Genomic DNA, 17111 nt, shown 5'->3' with positions numbered 1-17111 from the left:
CCCTTCGGTCCGTGCTGTTCAGCTCACGGTGACGGCCGGCTCCCCCGAGGCGACGCCGTCCTGTTCCATCTGTTCGGCGATCTTCATCGCTTCCTCGATGAGGGTCTCCACGATCTTCGACTCGGGTACGGTCTTGATGACCTCGCCCTTGACGAAGATCTGGCCCTTGCCGTTGCCGGAGGCGACCCCCAGGTCCGCCTCCCGTGCCTCACCGGGGCCGTTGACCACACAACCCATCACGGCTACCCGCAACGGGACCTCCATCCCCTCCAGGCCGGCCGTGACTTCGTCGGCGAGCTTGTAGACGTCGACCTGCGCCCGGCCGCAGGAGGGGCAGGAGACGATCTCCAGGCGCCGCTGCCGGAGCCCGAGGGACTCCAGGATCTGGATGCCGACCTTGACCTCCTCGGCGGGCGGCGCGCTCAGCGAGACCCTGATCGTGTCGCCGATGCCCTCCGAGAGCAGTGCTCCGAAGGCGACGGCCGACTTGATCGTGCCCTGGAAGGCAGGACCGGCCTCGGTCACGCCCAGGTGCAGGGGGTAGTCGCACCGCTCGGCCAGCAGCCGGTAGGCGTTGACCATGACGACGGGGTCGTTGTGCTTGACGGAGATCTTGATGTCCCGGAAGTCGTGCTCCTCGAAGAGAGACGCCTCCCATAGGGCCGACTCCACCAGCGCCTCGGGGGTCGCCCGGCCGTACTTCTGCAGCAGCCGCTTGTCCAGCGACCCCGCGTTGACCCCGATCCGGATGGGTGTGCCGTGGTCCCTGGCGGCCTTGGCGATCTCCTTGACCTGGTCGTCGAACTTCTTGATGTTGCCCGGGTTCACGCGTACGGCCGCGCAGCCGGCCTCGATGGCCGCGAACACGTACTTCGGCTGGAAGTGGATGTCCGCGATCACCGGGATCTGGGACTTGCGGGCGATGGTGGCCAGCGCGTCCGCGTCGTCCTGCGTGGGGCAGGCGACGCGGACGATCTGGCAGCCGGACGCGGTGAGTTCGGCGATCTGCTGGAGGGTGGCGCCGATGTCGGACGTACGGGTCGTCGTCATCGACTGCACCGACACCGGCGCCCCGCCGCCGACCGCCACCGGGCCCACGTGGATCTGCCGCGACACGCGCCGCTCGGCGATCGGCCGGGCCGGTACCTCGGGAACGCCCAGGGAGACGGCGGTCATGACCTCACTCCCGGTTTCCGGAGACCGTCTCGCGCATCGCGCGCAGCGACTCCTTCAGCGACCCCATGGTGGCCAGGACGGCGGTGGGCTCGTAGCCGCAGTGCGCCATGCAGTTGGCGCAGCGCGGGTCCTTGCCGCGGCCGTACTTGTCCCAGTCGGTCTCCTCGATCAGTTCGCGGTACGTCGGCACGTACCCGTCGCTCATCAGGTAGCAGGGGCGCTGCCAGCCGAAGAGCGAGTAGTTCGGGATCGCCCAGGCGGTGCACGGGAAGTCGACCTTGCCCTCGAGGAAGTCGAGGAACAGCGGCGAGTGGTTGAGCCGCCACTTGCGGCGGTTGCCGCCCGCGAAGGCCTTCTTGAACAGCTCGCGGGTCTGCTCCACGCCCAGGAAGTGCTCCTGGTCGGGCGCCTTCTCGTAGGCGTAGGCGGGCGAGATCATCATCTCGTCGACCTTGAGGTCGTCGTTGAGGAAGTTGAGCACCTCGATGATGGTCTGCGGGGTGTCGGTGTTGAAGAAGGTGGAGTTGGTGGTGACCCGGAAGCCGCGCCGCTTGGCCTCCTTGATCGCCTCCACGGCCTCGTCGAAGACGCCCTCCTTCGCCACCGACTCGTCGTGCCGCTCGCGCAGTCCGTCGATGTGCACGGCGAAGGCGAAGTAGGGGGAGGGCTTGAACTTGTCCATCTTCTTGCGCAGCAGCATGGCGTTGGTGCACAGGAAGACGTACTTCTTCTTGGCCACCAACTGCCGCACGATCTCATCGATCTGAGGGTGCATCAGGGGCTCGCCGCCGGCGATGGACACCATCGGGGCACCCGACTCCAGCACCGCCCCCACGGCCTGCGCGACCGGCATGCGCTGCTTGAGCACGCCCGCCGGATGCTGGATCTTGCCGCAGCCCTCGCACTTCAGGTTGCATGCGAAGAGAGGTTCCAGCTCCACGATCAAGGGGAACTTGTCCCGCTTGCGGAGCTTCTGTTCGGCCAAGTATGTAGCGACCTTGATGGACTGACGCAGCGGCATGGCCATCTGGCTCACCTCCTGGGGAGCAGCAAATTACGGTGCCATTCGAAAAAAGCCGGAAGTACCGAACGAAGAACGCGGAAAGCCGATATTCCACCGCGCACCGTGCCGATACGGACGAGTTCATGTTCAGGAGCGTCCACGACCACCCGTACGGCCGCAACGGGGCGCTCGCCGGTGCGCACGGCGCTCAGAAGCGTCGCAGCGGACTCCATATCGACCGCGATCGCGCCGGTCGCGAGCAGATCCGACCGTTCATGACCGCGGACGACGTGGTCCGAGCCGGTGAGCGGGCCGGTGTGGACGTTGCGGCCGGGTACCGCACGCACGAGTTCCTTGACGAGCAGGTCGGTCCCCACGCACGGAACGGTTCCGTCCGCGGCCCGGGTCTCCTCGGCGACGACCAGGTCGCCGGGATGCATCCCGGGCGCGAGCCCGGCGCAGAACCCGGTGGCCAGTACGGCGGCGTCGGCGAGCGCCGGATCGGCCAGCGCCCGCGTGAGGGACCGCTCTGCCGCCTCCGGCCCCATCCCGGTCCGCAGCACGGTGACCGGCCCGCCGGCCTCGCCGCGGTCGCCCCTGCGCAGCGCGAGGTGCTCGATGCCGAGCGCGCAGGCGATCAGCAGCGGTGCCGGGGCGGGGTGGGTGCTCATCAGCCCCCTTGCCGGTGGAGAACGGTTCCCCGTGGACGTAGCGGCCGAGCGCGGTCAGCGGGAAGACCTGCCGGTAGAGGTGGTAGTTGATGGAGAAGTCCCAGGGGAAGCCGGTGCCGGTGAAGTAGGGCTCGTTCCAGGAGCCGTCCTCGCGTTGGGTGGCGGCGAGCCACTCGACGCCCCGCTCGACGGACCTGGAGTCCTGCTCCCCCGCCGCGAGCAGGGCCATCAGCGCCCACGCGGTCTGCGAGGCGGTGGAGGCGCCCTTGCCGCTCCACTCCTTGCTGTCCTGGTAGGAGCGCAGGTCCTCGCCCCAGCCTCCGTCGTCGTTCTGCACGGACTCCAGCCAGGCCACCGCCCTGCGGATCGCCGGGTGCGAGCCGGGGAAGCCGGCCGCGACGAGGGCGGGCACGACGGACCCGGTGCCGTACACGTAGTTGACGCCCCAGCGCCCGAACCACGAGCCGTCCGGCTCCTGTTCGGCCAGCAGCCACTCGATGCCGCGCCGGGTGCGCGGGTCGTGGGAGAAGCCCTCGACGGCCAGCATCTCCACGACGTGGGCGGTGACGTCCGCGGACGGCGGATCGATGACCTCGCCGAAGTCGCAGAACGGCAGCCGGTTGGGGAACGGGCTGGTGTTGTCGACGTCGAAGGCGCCCCACCCCCCGTTCTTCGACTGCATTCCGAGGTTCCAGCGCACCCCGCGCCCGATGGCCTTCTCCACCCGCTCGGGGTCGTGGTGCCTGACCCGGCGCAGCGCGAGGACCACCTCGGCGGTGTCGTCGATGTCGGGGTAGTTGTCGTTGTGGAACTCGAACGCCCAGCCGCCCGGCGGGAGTCCGGGTCGCTTGACGGACCAGTCGCCGGGCCGCACGATCTGCTCGCCGAGCATCCAGTCCGCGGCCTTGACCAGTTGCGGATGGTCGGCCGGCACACCCGCGTCGGCCAGGGCGATCATCGCCAGGCAGGTGTCCCACACCGGCGACTGGCAGGCCTCGATCATCCGGGCCCCGTCCTCGCGCCACACGGCGAAACGGTCCAGTGAGGCCAACCCCTCGCGCATCACGGGGTGTTCGAGGTCGTAGCCCAGCAGATAGAGCGCGATGACGGAGTACACGGCCGGCGGCTGGATGCCGCCCCAGCAGCCGTCGTTCTCCTGACGTTCGATGATCCAGCGAGCGGCGCTGTTCATGGCGGCCCTGCGCAGTCCGCGCGGCACGGCCTTGCGCAGCTGGTGCAGGGCCTTGTCCAGCCGCTGGAAGGCGCCGTCCCAACTGGTCACCGGGGCAAGGGGCTTGGGCGGGTTGGGGTCGGACGGGTCGGTGTGCAGCTCGTCCAGCGGGAAGGGTGCGGGCCGCACCGGCCGCTTCGCGGAGACGATCGTCAGCGGCACGATGGTCTGCCGGGCCCAGCACCCGAAGTCGTAGATGTTGAGCGGCATCCACTTCGGGAAGTAGACGAGCTCCGGCGGGAGTTCGGGCAGATCCTCCCACTTCCACCAGCCGAAGAGCGCGAGCCAGATCCGGGTGAACACCCGGGCGGCGGCGATGCCCCCCTGCGCGCGGACCCACGCGGCGGCCTTGGCCATGTGCGGGGCGTCGGGTTCGTCGCCGGCCAGCCGCAGGGCGACATAGGCCTCGATGGTGGTGGAGAGTTCGCCGGGCCCGCCGTAGAAGGTGGCCCAGGTGCCGTCCTCGCGCTGCTCGCCGCGGATGAACAGGGCGGCGGCGTGCGCGGTGGTCTCGTCGAGGATGTCCAGGAACTGCCGCAGGAGCAGGTCCTCGGCATCCATGGTCACATTGGTCTCGAGGTCGCCCTTCCACCAGCCCTGGGCGTCCTGCCGGGACAGCAGGAAGTCGGTCGCGCGCTGGGTCGCGCGCACGGCGACGTCGTGAACCCCGGCCGCCGCGGGGGTGGTGCTCTCGGTTTCACTGGCCGAGGCAGCTCGGGGCGGCAGTGCCCCGGTGCTTCCGTCGGTCGTCGCTGTCATGGCTTCCCCTTCGTGCAGTCGTGCGAGTCGTGCTGCTGTGGGTCCGCCGTCGGCCGGTGCCTGTGAAACCTCTGCTGCGGCGCCGGCCGGCGACTACGCGAGGGCTATTCGACCGATAATGATCATCTCTTCCGTACGACGACGAAGTCGGCGAGCGCCGCGAACCGATCCCGCACCCGGTCGGGCATGTCGATGGCGTCGAGGGCCTCGATGGCGATGGTGTGCTGGCGGCGCGCCTCCTGCGCCGTCCACTCACGGCCGCCCGCCTCCTCGATGAGGGCGGCGCGGGCGGCGAACTCCTCCTCGGAGAAGTTCTCGAAGTCGCTGCTCTTGGCGTCGGCGGCGAGGATCTCGCCGAGTCGCTCCGAGGCGGAGCCGCCCGCCGCGAGCGCGGCCACGACCGGCAGGGACTTCTTGCGCTGGCGCAGGTCGCTCCAGGTCTGCTTGCCGGTGGACACCGGGTCGCCCCAGATGCCGAGCAGGTCGTCGACGGCCTGGAAGGCCAGGCCGAGGTGGTAGCCGTACTTCTCCAGGGTGTCGGCGGTGCGCTCGTCCGCGCCGCCGAGGACGGCGCCGATGGAGGAGGCGCAGGCGAGCAGGGCGCCGGTCTTGTTGCCCTCCATCTCCAGGCACTCCTCGACGCTGACGCGGTCCCGGTGCTCGTAGGAGATGTCCTGGGCCTGGCCGTCGATCAGGGCGCGGGTGGCGGTGGTCAGCCGGCGGGTGGCGCGGCCGGCCTCGACCGTGCCGAGTTCGAGGAGGACCTCGTTGGCGAGGGCGAACAGGGCGTCGCCGACGAGGATCGCCTGGGCGGGGCCGTGCACCTTCCAGACGGTGTCGCGGTGGCGGCGCTGCTCGTCGCCGTCCATCAGGTCGTCGTGCAGGAGGGAGAAGTTGTGCACCAGCTCGACGGCGACCGCGCCGGGGATGCCGATCTCGGGCGCGGCGCCGGTGACCTCGGCGGACAGCACGGCGAGGGCGGGGCGGACGGCCTTGCCGCCGTCGCCGTCGGCGGGCTTGCCGTCGGCGTCGATCCAGCCGAAGTGGTAGGCGGAGACGGTGTCCATGGGAGCGGCGAGACGGTCCACGGCCGCGCGCAGTACCGGTGTGGCAAGGGTCCGGCCGCGCTCGAGGAGCGCGGTCACGTCCACTGCGGTCTCTCGATCGGCCTTCTCGGCCGGGGGCACAGTGGGCACAGTCTCTCCTCTTGTTGCGGTACCGGGGGTGCGGGGACCTGCCGCGTGCTGGTCGAGCATCAGGCCGCCTCCTCGAACTCGAAGAGACGACGCGGGCGGGGCCGGCCCAGGGCGCTCAGCGCGGCGTCCGCCGCACTCACACCGCTGCGGACCGCACTCTCCATGGTCGCGGGCCACCCCGTGGCGGTCCACGCTCCGGCCAGGTAGAGGCCGGGGGCCTTGGTACGGGCGCCGGGCCGCAGCCGTCCGACGCCGGGGGCGGGAGCGAAGGTCGCCGTGCGCTCCCTGGTCACGAAGAAGTCCTTGACGACGGCGGCGCGCGTCCCGGGAAGGAGCCGTTCCAGCTCGGGCAGGTAGCGCTCGCGCAGCGCGGCGACCGGCTCGTCGATCTCGTCGTGCACCGCCGACTGGGAGAGCGCGAGGTACTGGCCCTCGCGCAGTCCGGAGGCGTCGGTGCGGTCGAAGACCCACTGGACGGGGGTGCCGAGGGCCGCGAAGAACGGCTTCTCGAGCACCTTGCGGTCGTAGACGACGTGCACGTTGAGGATCGGCGCGGTGCCGATCCGCAGAAGATTCTCCGGGGCGTCGAGGGCGCCCTCGGGCAGCAGGTCATGGGCCTCGCGCTGGGGCACGGCGAGCACGACGGCGTCCGCCGTGAGCCGTTCGCCGGGAACCTGAACGCTCCAGCGCCCGTTTTCCTCAGTGAGGACGGAGGTGACGCGTGTACGGACCTCGGTACGCACGCCCGCGGAGTCGAGCGCCTTGCGGGCGAGCCGGTCGTGCAGTTCGCCCAGCGGGACGTGGGCCCATCCGATGTCGGCCGCGCCCGGGTCGGACAGCAGACCGGTCTTGAACACCATCGCGGCGAGCCCCAGCGAGGAGTCGCCCGCGACCGCGTTGAGGGTGGCGACCCCGACCAGGTCCCACAGGGCCTCGACGGCACGCGCCGACTGGCCGTGCGCGGCCAGCCAGCCGCCGAAGTCCTGCGTGTCCAGGTCCGGATCGGCGAGGTCGAGCCCCTTGAGCGCGAGCGCGGCCCGGCCCACCCTGGCCCGTTCGGCGAGCGAGAGATGGGGGTACGTCGCCAGGCTGCGCCCCAGGTGCAGGGGTACCGGCAGGGCGTCGCGCCGCAGTCTGCCCAGCCGCCGGCCCTCGGGCCGCGCGACGTCGAGGACGGGCACGTCGAGACGATCCTGCAGCGGCGCCAGCGCCGCCGCCTCGATGCGGTCCAGGAACCAGCGGTAGGCGGTGCAGCAGCGCAGGTACACGTGCTGGCCGTTGTCGACGGTCAGGTCGCCGCGCCGGAAGGAGAAGGCGAGGCCCCCCAGTCTCGGTCTGCTCTCGACCAGGGTGACGTCGACTCCGGCGTCGGCGAGGGCGAGCGCCGCGGTGATGCCGGCGAGCCCGCCGCCGATCACGACGGCGTCGCGCCCGGACCGTCCCGGGGTGCCGGCGGCCGGTCCCCCCGGCCGCGTGCCGTCGCTCATCGTGCGTCCTCCCCTGCGCGACCGCCGTGGTCGAACCGTGCACGGCAGGCCGTCGCAGTCAGGGACGCCGTCCTCGTCCGGAGGGTTGCGTGCCGCTTTTCACCACGGGAATCACCTTGGACCGCTTTGTCCATCAGGCGCGCCTCCTGACGGTCCTCCGCGTCACATGCCGAGTGTCCAGGCCGGACAGCCCGCGGACGGCGACGTAGGCCTTCTCCCGCCCGGGCAGCGAGACCCGGCCGCGCAGCACGGCCTCGGGGTCGCGCTCGATGCGGTCGAGCAGGCGGCGGTAGATGCCGGCCATGGCGGCCACGCAGGCGCCGCTGCGCCGGTCGAGCATAGGCAGCAGCCGGTAGCCCTCGGCGAACAGGGCGCGGGCCCGCCGCACCTCGAAGTGCACGAGGCCCACGAAGTCGGAGCCCTCCGGCGGGGTGGGGCCGTGGAACCCGGCCGAGCACCCGAACTTCGCGAGGTCGTCGGAGGGCAGATAGGTGCGTCCGCCCTCGGCGTCCTCGCGGACGTCCCTGAGGATGTTGGTGAGCTGCAGCGCGAGGCCCAGGGTGTCCGCGTACTCGGACGCGCGCTCGGCGCCGCGCGCTCCCGGTTCGGTGCCGAAGACGCCGAGCGAGAGCCGCCCGATGGCGCCCGCGACGCAGCGGCAGTACACCTTCAGGTCGTCCCAGGTCTCGTAGGTCTCGCCGCGGACGTCCATCAGCACGCCGTCGATCAGCTCGTCCAGGCCGCCGAGCGGGATCGGGAAGGCCTCGGCGGCGTGGGCGAGGGCGACCGCGACGGGGTCGATGTCGTCCTCGGCGACCTCGCCGGCGCGCACCCGGGTCAGCAGCGCCCGGGTGTCCTCGAGCCTCGCGGCCTTGACGTCCCCGGCGAGCGCTCCGTCGCCGATGTCGTCGACGCGCCGCGAGAACGCGTACAGCGCCGACATCGCGCGCCGCTTCGGCGTCGGCAGCAGTCTGATGCCGTACGCGAAGTTACGGGCCTGCTGTCCGGTGACGGCCTCGCAGTAGCTGTAGGCGGCGAGTACCGGTGCGGACACGTGCTGTTCCGACTCCACGGTCCGGATCACCCCTCTCCTCGCAGAGTCACGCCCACCTCGCGCAGCAGCCGGAGCTTGCCGGGCTTGGGCGGGCCGGGAAGTACGTCGTATTCGGCGGCGGCGATCGCGTGGACCGCCGCCCTTCCCCCCGCCACGAACCCCGCGAGCAGCAGCTTCAACCTGCCGTGGACGCTACCCACCAGGGGGGCGCCTTCATTCAGGAGACAGCGGGCGCGTTCTGCTTCGTATGCAACCAGTGCGCGCACCGATGCGCCCGCGGTGGGTGTGGCGAGATCCGCTTCCTGGACATGGAATCGCTTCATGTCCTCGGCGGGCAGGTAGATACGGTCGCGGCCGAGGTCCTCGGCGACGTCCTGAAGGTGTTCGACGATCTGCAGCGCCGTGCAGATCGCGTCGGAGAGCCGGACGCGCTCGGGCGTCGAGGTGCCGGTGACGGACAGCACCAGCCGGCCCACGGGGTTGGCCGACAGTTCACAGTACGCGAGCAGGTCGTCGTAGGTCTCGTAGCGGCTGACCAGCTGGTCCTGGCGGTTGGCGGCGATCAGGCCGAGGAAGGGCTCGGGCGTGAGCGAGCGGCGGCGGACCGTGTGCTGCAGGCGGCGCAGCAGGGGGTGACGGGGCTCGCCGGTGAAGACCCGGTCGAGGTCTGCTTCGAAGGCGTCCAGGAGGAGCAGCCGGTCCTCGGCGTCCGCGGGCGACACGCCGAGCAGCCGGGCGTCGGCGCCGCCGGGGGCCAGGTCGCCGTCGCCGATGTCGTCGACGAGGCGGGCGAAGCCGTAGACCGCCATGAGGTCGTCGCGCCGGTCCCTGGGCAGGAAGAAGGGTGCCACGGGGAAGTTCTCGCCCGCGGCCTTGTCGAGCGTGCCGCGCTCCGGATCACCGGGGCGCGACGAGTCGCCTGCCGTCACCGCTCGCTGCCCGGCGCGGGGACGGCACACGCTGCGTGGAGCTGGGGAGTTTCCGTAGCCATTGCCGTCACATCTCCCGTTCTACACCGCAGACCCAATACACACTATTTCGGACACGCCGCCCGGCCGTCCGCACGGCTGTCCCGGTTGAGGGTGTCGCGCATTATCGCCCCACTTGCTGCGTTTCGGGACCGGTACAGCTTACGTTGTACAACGCAGCGAGGATCCCTGGGGTGTCCTGCACATCACAACAACACACCGATTGGCGTCAAGATTCCTAAGCGGTCGCCGAGTTGACGTTTCCTTTGCAGACGCGGGGCCCCGCCGCGGAGGTTGCGGCGGGGCCCGGCGATCCGTCCTGGCGCTCGCGTCCAGGCGCGGGTGGACTACTTGCCCGTGAACTTCTCGTACTCCTTGAGGACCTCTTCGGTCGGCCCGTCCATGCGCAGCTCACCGCGCTCCAGCCAGAGCACGCGGTCGCAGGTGTCACGGATCGACTTGTTGTTGTGACTGACCAGAAACACCGTGCCCGCCTCCTTGCGCAGCTCACGGATGCGTTCCTCGGAGCGCTTCTGGAACTTGCGGTCACCGGTGGCCAGCGCCTCGTCGATCATGAGGACGTCGTGATCCTTGGCCGCGGCGATGGAGAAGCGCAGCCGGGCCGCCATGCCGGAGGAGTAGGTGCGCATCGGCAGCGTGATGAAGTCGCCCTTCTCGTTGATGCCGGAGAAGTCGACGATCGACTGGTAGCGCTCCCTGATCTCCTCGCGGCTCATCCCCATGGCGAGGCCGCCCAGGATGACGTTGCGCTCGCCGGTCAGGTCGTTCATCAGGGCCGCGTTCACGCCCAGCAGGGAGGGCTGGCCGTTGGTGTACACCTTGCCGCTCTCGGCGGGCAGCAGGCCGGCGATGGCGCGCAGCAGGGTCGACTTGCCGGAGCCGTTGGAGCCGATCAGGCCGATGGCCTCACCGCGGTAGGCGACGAAGGACACGCCCTTGACGGCGTGCACCTTGCGCACCCCGCGCTCCTCGCCCCGCTTGACGATGCGGCTGAGCGCGGCGGTGGCGCTGCCCTTGCCGGTCTTCGCGCCGTGGACGCGGTAGACGATGTGCAGCTCGTCCGCGATGACGGTCGGGACGGCGTCCTCGGTGTTGTGCTCAGCCACGGCCGTACCGCTCCTCTGCCTTCCAGAAGTACACGAAGCCGCCGGCGAAGACGACGACGGACCAGAACAGGGCGACGGCCCACACGTGCGGGGGCAGGTTGGAGGCGCCGTAGCCGTCGATGAGGGCGAAGCGCATCAGGTCCATGTAGATGGCCGCCGGGTTCAGCTGCATCACGCGGATGAAGGCCTCTGAGCGGCCGGCCAGCATGTGGTTGATCGAGAACATGACGCCGGACATGTACATCCAGGTACGCAGGATGAACGGCATCAGCTGGGCGAGGTCGGGCGTCTTGGAGCCCATGCGGGCCACGATCAGCGCGAGCCCGGTGTTGAAGAGGAACTGCAGCACCAGGATCGGCAGGATCAGCAGCCAGGACAGCCCGGGGTAGCTGCCGAAGGCGATCACGATGACGAACAGCACGATCATCGAGAACAGCAGCTGCTGGAGCTGCTGCAGCGCGAAGGAGATGGGCAGCGAGGCGCGCGGGAAGTGCAGGGCGCGCACCAGGCCGAGGTTGCCGGAGATCGCGCGCACGCCCGTCATGATCGAGCTCTGCGTGAAGGTGAACACGAACACGCCGGTCACCAGGAACGGGATGTAGACCTCGCGCGGCAGGCCCCGGCTGGCGTGCAGGATGACGCCGAAGATGAAGTAGTACACGGCCGCGTTAAGCAGCGGTGTGGCCACCTGCCACAGCTGGCCGAGCTTGGCCTGGCTGTACTGAGCGGTCAGCTTCGCCTGCGAGAAGGCGAGGATGAAGTGACGCCGGTCCCAGAGCTGGCGGACGTACTCGACGAGGGAGGGGCGGGCGCCGCTCACGGTCAGCCCGTACTTGTCGGCGAGCTGTGCCGCCGTGAGGCCCTCGTCGGGCGGCGGGAACGCGCTCAGCGCGACCGTGCCGTCGTGCGTTGTCTCACTCACTGGTTGGAAACCTTCGTCTTCGTGATGCGCAGCCTGTGCGGGCATGGCATGGAACCTGGGGCCCTTGGTCGGGCCGAGGAGTCACAGGAACGAGCTTGTCAGATCACAGGGGGCCGGCCCAGTCGGGTCAGCCGCCACACGGTACGCCACTTCATGGGCCTGCGCGGCCCGCATGCGGTGGTCCAGCCTTCCCGGAACCCGCCGAACCACGCCTTCAGGGCGGGCCGCGAGGGGCGGCGGACGAGGGTGAGCAGCAGCCAGACCCCGAGGTAGACCGGGACCAGGAGCGCGGGGAGGTTGCGGCGGGCCAGCCAGACGCGGTTGCGGGCGACCATGCGGTGGTAGACCGCGTGCCGCGAGGGCGCGGTCGTGGGGTGGAACAGCACCATGTCGGACCGGTAGTCGATCATCCAGCCCGCGTCGAGGGCCCGCCATGCGAGGTCGGTTTCCTCGTGGGCGTAGAAGAATTCGTCCGGCAGGCCGCCGACTTCGGCGAAGACCTGGGTGCGGACGGCGTTGGCGCCGCCGAGGAAGGTGGTGACCCGGGAGGAGCGCATCGGGTCCTTGGCGTTCAGGCGCGGGACGTGGCGGCGCTGGGTGACCCCGGTGTCGGGGTCGGCGATGCGGAAGCTGATGATGCCGAGCTGGGGGTCGGCCTCGAAGGCCCGGCGGCACAGCTCGGCGGTGTCGTGCTGCGCCAGCAGGCCGTCGTCGTCGAGGAACATCAATATGTCGACATCGCGGCCGCTGGGGCCGAATGCCTCTATGCCGACGTTGCGGCCGCCGGGGATGCCGAGGTTCTCGGGCAGCTCGATCGTGCGGACGCCCTCGGGGACGTCCGGGACGGGCGAGCCGTTGCCGACGACGACCACCTCGACGTGGTCGCCGTCCTGCTTGGCGACCGAGTCGAGCAGGGCCCGCAGCTCGTCGGGGCGGTTGCCCATGGTGATGATCACCGCACCGACCTTCATGCCGCTCACTTCAGCCTGCTGGAGGCGAGGATGGACACGAGGTGCAGCAGCGTCTGCAACATGGCGATGCCGGCCAGGACGGCCACGCCGAGCCGGGTGTAGAACAGGTCGCCGTGCATCTGGTCGGCGACCGCCAGGACCAGGATCAGCAGGGACGCCTCGATGCCGAGGATGAGCCGGTGGAACTTCAGCATCGCGGCGGCCCGGCGTGCCAGGGCCATGCCGGAGGAGCGCATCTCGGCGGCCGACTCCTGCACCGGGGGCTTGCCCGCCTGGTGCCGGGCGACGCCGACCAGGTCCGTCTCGGCCTTGATCAGGATGGCGCCGAGCGCGGCCAGGGTGCCGAGGAAGGCCCACAGCCAGTCGATACGGCCGCTGCCCCACAGGTCGGCGGCGCGCAGGCCGAGGCCGACGAGCACGGCGGCGTCGGTGAGGTAGGCGCCGACTCGGTCCAGGTAGACGCCGTTGAGGGAGTACTGCTTCTTCCAGCGCGCGATCTCGCCGTCGACGCAGTCGAGGAGCAGGTACATCTGGACGCAGACGACGCCGAGCACGGCGCCCGTGATCCCCGGCACGAGCAGTGCCGGGGCCGCGAGCACGCCGAAGACGGTCATCAGGTACGTGAGCTGGTTGGGCGTGACCCTGGTGTTCACCAGGTAGCGGTCGACCCGCAGGGACACCTCACGCATGTAGAGGCGTCCCATCCAGTGCTCACCGCTGCGCCGGTCCTTCACCCCCGCGGGGTGGACGACCGGACGGAGTTCAGCTACCGATGGCCTTGACATAGTCGGCGTACGTGTCCTTGATCTGGTCGGTTTTCAGGTCGAGGTGTTCCAGGATGGTGAAGCGGCCGGGCCGGGTCTCCGGAGCGAACTCCACGGCCCGGACGAACTCGTCCACCGTGAAGCCGATCTCCTCCGGCAGCACCGGCAGTCCGTGCCGGCGCAGGACCTCGGCCATGTACGCCGACTCCTCGTGCGCGCCGCGCAGGTACATCGCGAAGGCGGCGCCGAGGCCGCACTGCTCGCCGTGGCTCGCCGCGCGCTTGGGGTAGAGCAGGTCGAAGGCGTGGTTGATCTCGTGGCAGGAGCCCGAGGCGGGCCGGGAGTCACCGGAGATCGACATCGCGATGCCGGTGAGGACCAGCGCCTCCGCGAGCACCTGGAGGAAGCCGTTGTCCCCGATGCCGCCGGGGTGGCGGAGCACCGCCTCGCCGGCCTGGCGGGCCATCGCCGCGGCGAGACCGTCGATCTTCTCGCCCTTGACGCGGTTCGCCAGTTCCCAGTCGGCGATCGCGTTGATGTTGGAGACCGCGTCGCCGATGCCCGCGCGCACGAAGCGGGCGGGCGCCTCGCGGATGACGTCGAGGTCGATGACGGCCGCGATCGGGTTGGGCACGCCGTAGGAGCCGCGGCCCGCGTCGTTGTCGAGGGTGGCGACCGGCGAACACAGGCCGTCGTGCGCGAGGTTGGTCGGTACGGCGACCAGGGGGAGGCCGACCCGCGCCGCGGCGAACTTCGCGCAGTCGATGATCTTGCCGCCGCCGAGGCCCACGACCGCGTCGTAGCGGCCGGCCTTTATGTCGCCGGCCAGCCGCACCGCGTCGTCGAGGGTGCCTCCGCCGACCTCGTACCAGGTCGCGCCGGGCAGCGAGGGGGCGATCCGCTCGCGCAGCCGGGCCCCGGAGCCGTTGCTGACGGCGACGGCGAGCCGCCCGGAGGTGGAGATGCGCTCGTCGGCCAGCACGCACGCCAGATCGTCGAGGGCACCCGGGCGGATGTCCACGACGAGCGGCGAGGGGATGAGCCGGGTCAGTACTGGCACGCGATCTCCCGTCCGCGGGCGAGATCGTCGTGGTTGTCGATCTCGACCCACTCGACGTCGCCGATCGGCGCCGCGTCGATCCGGAAGCCGCGGTTCACGAGCTCCTGGTACCCGTGCTCGTAGAACTGCTGCGGGTCGGTCTCCCAGACCGCCTTGAGGGCGTTGGCCAGCTCGGGGGCGGCGTCGCCCTCGATGAGCGTCACGCCGATGTACTCGCCGGTCGCCTCGGCGGGGTCCATCAGCTTGGTGATCTTCGTCATGCCCTTCGCGGGGTCGACGACGACCTTCATCTCCTCGTCGGCGAGGTGCTTGACCGTGTCCAGGGCGAGGATGATGCGACGGCCCTCGCCGCGTGCGGCGAGCAGCGTCTTCTCGACGGAGACCGGGTGGACGGTGTCGCCGTTGGCGAGGATCACACCGTCCTTGAGGGCGTCACGGCCGCACCACAGGGAGTAGGCGTTGTTCCACTCCTCGGCCTTGTCGTTGTCGATGAGGGTGAGCTTGAGGCCGTACTTCGCCTCCAGCGCCGCCTTGCGCTCGTACACCGCCTCCTTGCGGTAGCCGACGATGACCGCGACCTCGGTCAGACCGATCTCGGCGAAGTTGCCGAGGGTCAGGTCCAGGACCGTGGGTTCGCCCTCTATGCCCGCGGGCCCCACCGGCACCAGCGCCTTGGGAAGGCTGTCGGTGTAGGGGCGCAGACGCCGTCCGGCGCCGGCCGCCAGCACGAGGCCGATCATGCGGGTTCTCCTTCATCGTGTACGGCGGGGGCCCCGGAGGACACCCAGAAGCGGATGCTCTCGACGAGCACCACCAGGGCCACGGCCACGGCGAGGACCGTGAGCGCGACCTTGAACTGCGAAGCGGTGAGCACCGCGGCCAGGACGGTGACGAGCAGCGTCCGTCCTTCGTGCCCCCCGATGGCCCGCGTCAGCCAGGCCGGGGGCGCTCCGGCGCCGCCGCGGATGCGGTACACCGTGTCGTAGTGATGGTAGGCGACGGCCGCCACCAGGCCGAAAGCCGCCGACAGGGCCCCGTTCACGTCCGCGTGGGCCGCCAGGACCAGGACGGTGCCGTACTCCGCGGCGCGGAACAGCGGGGGGACCAGCCAGTCGAGGGCGCCCTTGAGGGGGCGGCACAGGGCCTGACCGGCGGTGACGGCGTACACGACGGCGCCGGCGACGGGCGCCCAGGCCGCCCCGGAGAAGAGACAGCCGGCGAGGACCGCCGTGCCGAACGCCGCGATCAGGAGCGGGTTTCCCAGCCGGACCGGTGTGGCACGCGCCACGAGGGAGGCGAGCGGTCCGTTGTCCGCCAGGTCCGCCAGCGCCCCGGCGGCCCGGTCGGTGCGCCGGGCCTTGCGGGTCAGCGAGCGCAGGACGCGGCCCGCCGTCGTGTACGTCGCCGCGAACGCGCAGCCGACGAGCAAGACGTAGAAGGTGATCCGGGGCGTGGTGACCGCCGTGAGGACCGCGATCATCGCCCAGCGCTCACCGATGGGCAGCACGATCATCCGCCGTACCCACACCGTCCAGCCGACGCTGTCCAGCTTGTCCGAAAGGGCCGCGGTGGGGCTGGTGTTGGCGGTCGCGTCGTGGTTGGCCTCGTTGAAGGAGAAGTCGACGACGTGCCGGCAGGTCTGCAGGACCATCGCGCCCAGGGCCAGCGCCCATACGTCGTCCCCGCCGCGGGCCGCGCCCAACGCCAGCCCCGCGTAGTACGCGTACTCCTTGGCCCGGTCGAAGGTGGCGTCCAACCAGGCGCCCAGCGTGGAGTACTGCAGCGAGTAGCGGGCCAACTGGCCGTCGGCGCAGTCCAGTACGAAGGACGCGATCAGCAGGACGCCGGCGGCGACGAAGCCGGCGCGGGTACCGGTGGCCGCGCAGGCCGCCGCGATCAGCGCGGTGAGCAGGGAGGCCGTGGTGACCTGGTTGGGGGTCAGTCCGCGGCGGGCGCACCAGCGGGCGATGTAGCGGGAGTAGGGGCTGATGAAGAACGTGGTGAAGAAGCCGTCGCGGGCCTTCACGGCGGACTTCAGGCGTACGGCCTCGTCGTCGACGTCCGCGACGGCCTGCCGTGCCTCGTTGCGGGCCTGCGGGTCGGCGGGGACGGCGGCGACCAGGCTGCCGAGTTCGGGGTGGTGCACGCTCACGCCGTCCGCGTCCAGTGCGGCGACGACGCGGTCGGCGAGGCTGTCGACAGCGAGTGCGGTTCCGCCGCCCGCGGAGTTCTCGCGGGCCATCGCGCGGGTCAGCGCCTGACGGCCGGCCGGCTGCGCGGTGACCGCGCCCGGGATCGCGGCGAGGTCGAAGCGCGGGTCGGTGAGGCCGAGGCGCAGCGCGTGCAGGTGGCCGACGAAGCGGGGGTCGACGACCGCGACCCGCTGGCCGCCGGGTATCCGGGCGAGCAGGGTCTCGGCGTCGGCGGCGTCGGAGGCTGTCCGTACGTCGAAGCCGAGGGACCGCAGATCGCCCTCGATCGACGATCCGGGGACCGGCTGACCGGTGAGGATGGCGGTCGACAACCGAACTCACTCCCTGGGTGCCGACGCGCGGGCGCCGGTCATGTGCACGGTGGGGGCGCCCCTTGGCTGCACCAGGCGGGCGGCATGTCGGCAGAGGCTATCGGATGCCCGGAGAGCGCCGTTCACCGCCCGTTCACGGGCCGATCAACACCGTCTCCACCGGCCTTTGCCGCGATCATCATGGGTGATGCGCGGGCC

Annotated in this window: 15 protein-coding genes and 1 pseudogene; all 16 read right to left on the bottom strand. The window is 70.7% G+C overall.

What is annotated here, in order from left to right; genetic code table 11:
* Nucleotides 1-18 precede the first annotated feature (18 nt).
* Nucleotides 19-1176, bottom strand: coding sequence for a flavodoxin-dependent (E)-4-hydroxy-3-methylbut-2-enyl-diphosphate synthase (gene ispG, locus LN251_RS26845; RefSeq protein WP_058921837.1), 1158 nt, complete (start codon nucleotides 1174-1176; stop codon nucleotides 19-21).
* A gap of 4 nt (nucleotides 1177-1180) precedes the next feature.
* Complete coding sequence (hpnH, locus tag LN251_RS26840; RefSeq protein ID WP_194081685.1) at nucleotides 1181-2203, bottom strand: adenosyl-hopene transferase HpnH; 1023 nt, start codon at nucleotides 2201-2203, stop codon at nucleotides 1181-1183.
* Nucleotides 2204-2208: 5 nt separating this feature from the next.
* Nucleotides 2209-2850 (bottom strand): phosphorylase family protein, encoded by a 642-nt coding sequence (locus LN251_RS26835; RefSeq protein WP_458246644.1) that lies wholly within the window; start codon nucleotides 2848-2850, stop codon nucleotides 2209-2211.
* Nucleotides 2851-2866: 16 nt separating this feature from the next.
* Nucleotides 2867-4840 (bottom strand): annotated as a pseudogene (gene shc, locus LN251_RS26830) (squalene--hopene cyclase); the annotation flags it as partial.
* A 122-nt stretch (nucleotides 4841-4962) separates the two neighbouring features.
* Nucleotides 4963-6027 carry a polyprenyl synthetase family protein gene (locus LN251_RS26825; RefSeq protein WP_458246806.1) on the bottom strand — a complete coding sequence of 355 codons (1065 nt, stop codon included), beginning with the start codon at nucleotides 6025-6027 and terminating at the stop codon, nucleotides 4963-4965.
* A gap of 68 nt (nucleotides 6028-6095) precedes the next feature.
* Nucleotides 6096-7523, bottom strand: coding sequence for a hydroxysqualene dehydroxylase HpnE (gene hpnE / locus LN251_RS26820; RefSeq protein WP_458246643.1), 1428 nt, complete (start codon nucleotides 7521-7523; stop codon nucleotides 6096-6098).
* Complete coding sequence (locus tag LN251_RS26815; RefSeq protein WP_458246642.1) at nucleotides 7520-7657, bottom strand: DUF6380 family protein; 138 nt, start codon at nucleotides 7655-7657, stop codon at nucleotides 7520-7522. The genes hpnE and LN251_RS26815 overlap by 4 nt, the downstream gene beginning before the upstream one ends.
* Nucleotides 7657-8607, bottom strand: a complete 951-nt coding sequence (gene hpnD, locus LN251_RS26810; RefSeq protein ID WP_362985975.1) for a presqualene diphosphate synthase HpnD — start codon at nucleotides 8605-8607, stop codon at nucleotides 7657-7659. The genes LN251_RS26815 and hpnD overlap by 1 nt, the downstream gene beginning before the upstream one ends.
* The gene (hpnC, locus tag LN251_RS26805; protein WP_458246641.1) at nucleotides 8604-9506 is read right to left on the bottom strand and encodes a squalene synthase HpnC; all 903 of its coding nucleotides are present in this window, start codon (nucleotides 9504-9506) and stop codon (nucleotides 8604-8606) included. The genes hpnD and hpnC overlap by 4 nt, the downstream gene beginning before the upstream one ends.
* A gap of 386 nt (nucleotides 9507-9892) precedes the next feature.
* Complete coding sequence (locus LN251_RS26800; protein WP_249839828.1) at nucleotides 9893-10672, bottom strand: ABC transporter ATP-binding protein; 780 nt, start codon at nucleotides 10670-10672, stop codon at nucleotides 9893-9895.
* Nucleotides 10665-11594, bottom strand: a complete 930-nt coding sequence (locus tag LN251_RS26795; RefSeq protein WP_458246640.1) for an ABC transporter permease — start codon at nucleotides 11592-11594, stop codon at nucleotides 10665-10667. The genes LN251_RS26800 and LN251_RS26795 overlap by 8 nt, the downstream gene beginning before the upstream one ends.
* Nucleotides 11595-11692: 98 nt before the next feature.
* Entirely contained in the window at nucleotides 11693-12565 is an 873-nt protein-coding gene (locus LN251_RS26790) for a glycosyltransferase family 2 protein (RefSeq protein ID WP_458246805.1), read from the bottom strand.
* A gap of 5 nt (nucleotides 12566-12570) precedes the next feature.
* Nucleotides 12571-13350, bottom strand: a complete 780-nt coding sequence (locus LN251_RS26785; protein ID WP_362985972.1) for a CDP-alcohol phosphatidyltransferase family protein — start codon at nucleotides 13348-13350, stop codon at nucleotides 12571-12573.
* Nucleotides 13328-14389, bottom strand: a complete 1062-nt coding sequence (locus tag LN251_RS26780) for an iron-containing alcohol dehydrogenase family protein (protein ID WP_383667944.1) — start codon at nucleotides 14387-14389, stop codon at nucleotides 13328-13330. Before LN251_RS26780 ends, LN251_RS26785 begins: the two co-directional genes overlap by 23 nt.
* Nucleotides 14377-15129: a phosphocholine cytidylyltransferase family protein gene (locus LN251_RS26775; RefSeq protein ID WP_458246639.1), complete on the bottom strand. Its 753-nt coding sequence runs from the start codon at nucleotides 15127-15129 to the stop codon at nucleotides 14377-14379. The genes LN251_RS26780 and LN251_RS26775 overlap by 13 nt, the downstream gene beginning before the upstream one ends.
* Nucleotides 15126-16913, bottom strand: coding sequence for a DUF5941 domain-containing protein (locus LN251_RS26770; protein WP_458246638.1), 1788 nt, complete (start codon nucleotides 16911-16913; stop codon nucleotides 15126-15128). Before LN251_RS26770 ends, LN251_RS26775 begins: the two co-directional genes overlap by 4 nt.
* Nucleotides 16914-17111 lie beyond the last annotated feature (198 nt).

Source organism: Streptomyces sp. MAI_2237 (assembly GCF_054189285.1).
This window is presented reverse-complemented; position numbering and strand designations above follow the sequence as displayed.